The 2,866-nt window shown below is 49.7% G+C and carries 2 tRNA genes and 2 rRNA genes (1 of these 4 only partly in view); all 4 read left to right on the top strand.

Features of this window, described 5'->3' with window-relative positions:
• Positions 1–212: 212 nt before the first annotated feature.
• A 16S ribosomal RNA gene (locus HMPREF0671_RS11430) occupies positions 213–1,742 on the top strand.
• A gap of 146 nt (positions 1,743–1,888) precedes the next feature.
• Positions 1,889–1,962 (top strand) — tRNA-Ile (locus tag HMPREF0671_RS11425).
• Between the two features lie 9 nt (positions 1,963–1,971).
• A tRNA-Ala gene (locus tag HMPREF0671_RS11420) sits at positions 1,972–2,045 on the top strand.
• Positions 2,046–2,211: 166 nt separating this feature from the next.
• Positions 2,212–2,866, top strand: a 23S ribosomal RNA gene (locus tag HMPREF0671_RS11415) (it continues 2,245 nt past the right edge of the window).
• Together the 16S and 23S rRNA genes with 2 tRNA genes alongside form the textbook arrangement of a ribosomal RNA operon.

Below are 2,866 nucleotides of genomic sequence, written 5' to 3'. Positions count from 1 at the left end.
AGCACATAAGAAATCGTTCTTTGAAAAGATTTACATAAACAGATAAGTAGTACAAGAGTCGACTCTTTACTTGTTTTATATAGGTAATAGAGTTGGGTAAAAGAAACGAACCGTCGAAATAAGATTCGAAATAGGTGTTCTTTAAACATTGATAAGTTTATCGTACGAGCAAAGGATATAAAGCTTCTATTTTAGAAGCAAATCAAAATTTTACAATGTAGAGTTTGATCCTGGCTCAGGATGAACGCTAGCTACAGGCTTAACACATGCAAGTCGCGGGGCAGCATGAGGGTTGCTTGCAACCTTTGATGGCGACCGGCGCACGGGTGAGTAACACGTATCCAACCTACTCCTTACAACGGAATAACCCGGCGAAAGTCGGACTAATACCGTATGATATCCTATGCAGGCATCTAACTAGGATTAAAGGTTTAGCGGTAAGGGATGGGGATGCGTCTGATTAGGCAGTTGGCGGGGTAACGGCCCACCAAACCGACGATCAGTAGGGGTTCTGAGAGGAAGGTCCCCCACATTGGAACTGAGACACGGTCCAAACTCCTACGGGAGGCAGCAGTGAGGAATATTGGTCAATGGACGGAAGTCTGAACCAGCCAAGTAGCGTGCAGGATGACGGCCCTATGGGTTGTAAACTGCTTTTATACGGGGATAAAGTTAGGGACGTGTCCCTATTTGCAGGTACCGTATGAATAAGGACCGGCTAATTCCGTGCCAGCAGCCGCGGTAATACGGAAGGTCCGGGCGTTATCCGGATTTATTGGGTTTAAAGGGAGCGTAGGCCGTAGATTAAGTGTGTTGTGAAATGTAGACGCTCAACGTCTGACTTGCAGCGCATACTGGTTTACTTGAGTTTGCACAACGTTGGCGGAATTCGTCGTGTAGCGGTGAAATGCTTAGATATGACGAAGAACTCCGATTGCGAAGGCAGCTTGCGGGAGCAAAACTGACGCTGAAGCTCGAAAGTGCGGGTATCGAACAGGATTAGATACCCTGGTAGTCCGCACGGTAAACGATGGATGCCCGTTGTATGGCCTTTCGGCTATGTGACCAAGCGAAAGCATTAAGCATCCCACCTGGGGAGTACGCCGGCAACGGTGAAACTCAAAGGAATTGACGGGGGCCCGCACAAGCGGAGGAACATGTGGTTTAATTCGATGATACGCGAGGAACCTTACCCGGGCTTGAACTGTAGGCGAACGATCTAGAGATAGTGAGGCCCTTCGGGGCGCCTACGGAGGTGCTGCATGGTTGTCGTCAGCTCGTGCCGTGAGGTGTCGGCTTAAGTGCCATAACGAGCGCAACCCCTGTTCTCAGTTGCCATCGGGTGATGCCGGGCACTCTGAGGATACTGCCTCCGCAAGGAGTGAGGAAGGTGGGGATGACGTCAAATCAGCACGGCCCTTACGTCCGGGGCTACACACGTGTTACAATGGCCGGTACAGAGCGTCGGTCGTATGCAAATACGATCTAATCTTTAAAACCGGTCTCAGTTCGGACTGGGGTCTGCAACCCGACCCCACGAAGCTGGATTCGCTAGTAATCGCGCATCAGCCATGGCGCGGTGAATACGTTCCCGGGCCTTGTACACACCGCCCGTCAAGCCATGAAAGCCGGGGGCGCCTGAAGTCCGCGACCGCAAGGAACGGCCTAGGGCGAAACTGGTGATTGGGGCTAAGTCGTAACAAGGTAGCCGTACCGGAAGGTGCGGCTGGAACACCTCCTTTCTGGAGCTGTACGATAATAGTTTTGTATAGAGAAACCTATTAGGTTCGTCTCTTTTTTTTTCTTGTACTACGGAAGCTGTTTACTATAATAAAGAGAAAAAGGAAGCCGGGCATTCTCGCCCAGAGGCCTGAACGCAGCCGGACACAGTCCTATAGCTCAGTTGGTTAGAGCGCCACACTGATAATGTGGAGGTCGGCAGTTCAAGTCTGCCTGGGACTACTTCTTTGAGGGGGATTAGCTCAGCTGGCTAGAGCACCTGCTTTGCAAGCAGGGGGTCAACGGTTCGAATCCGTTATTCTCCACTCTAGTAGTATACAAGTTAAGAGTAAACAAGTTGACGAGTTCGTCTCGTTATCTTGTCAACTTAAGACTCGTCAACTACATCCGTTCTTTGACATATTGACACAAGCAAGACTGTAGAATATAACAACAGTATCAAGTATGAGCATCCAAAGTTTCCTTTGGTGCGAAGAAAGTAATTAAGGGCGTATGGTGGATGCCTAGGCTCATGGAGGCGATGAAGGACGTGATAAGCTGCGATAAGCTTCGGGTAGATGCAAATAATCTTTGATCCGAGGATTTCCGAATGGGACAACCCGGCCGTCTGAAGGACGGTCATCTTGACCAAGTTCAAGAGGCGAACGCAGGGAACTGAAACATCTTAGTACCTGTAGGAATAGAAAATAAAAGAATGATTCCCCTAGTAGTGGCGAGCGAACGGGGAATAGCCCAAACCGGCGTTGTGGCAACGCATCGCCGGGGTAGTAGGACCACGACATTGTATCTTGCGTGTGAGAGGAATTTTCTGGAAAGAAGAACCATAGACGGTGATAGTCCTGTACTCTAAGCACAATGGGGCATAGTGGTATCCTGAGTAACGCGGAACACGAGGAATTCTGCGCGAATCTGCCGGGACCATCCGGTAAGGCTAAATACTCCCATGAGACCGATAGTGAACCAGTACCGTGAGGGAAAGGTGAAAAGCACTTCGATGAGAAGAGTGAAATAGTTCCTGAAACCATACGCCTACAAGCGGTCGGAGCATAGCAATATGTGACGGCGTGCCTTTTGCATAATGAACCTACGAGTTACCGTCACCGGCAAGGTTAAGGTGTTCAGCACC

The sequence above is a fragment of the Prevotella sp. S7 MS 2 genome, from assembly GCF_000762865.1.
Taxonomy (GTDB): domain Bacteria; phylum Bacteroidota; class Bacteroidia; order Bacteroidales; family Bacteroidaceae; genus Prevotella.
Note: the sequence above shows the minus strand (reverse complement) of the source record. Positions and strands in the feature narration are given on the sequence as shown.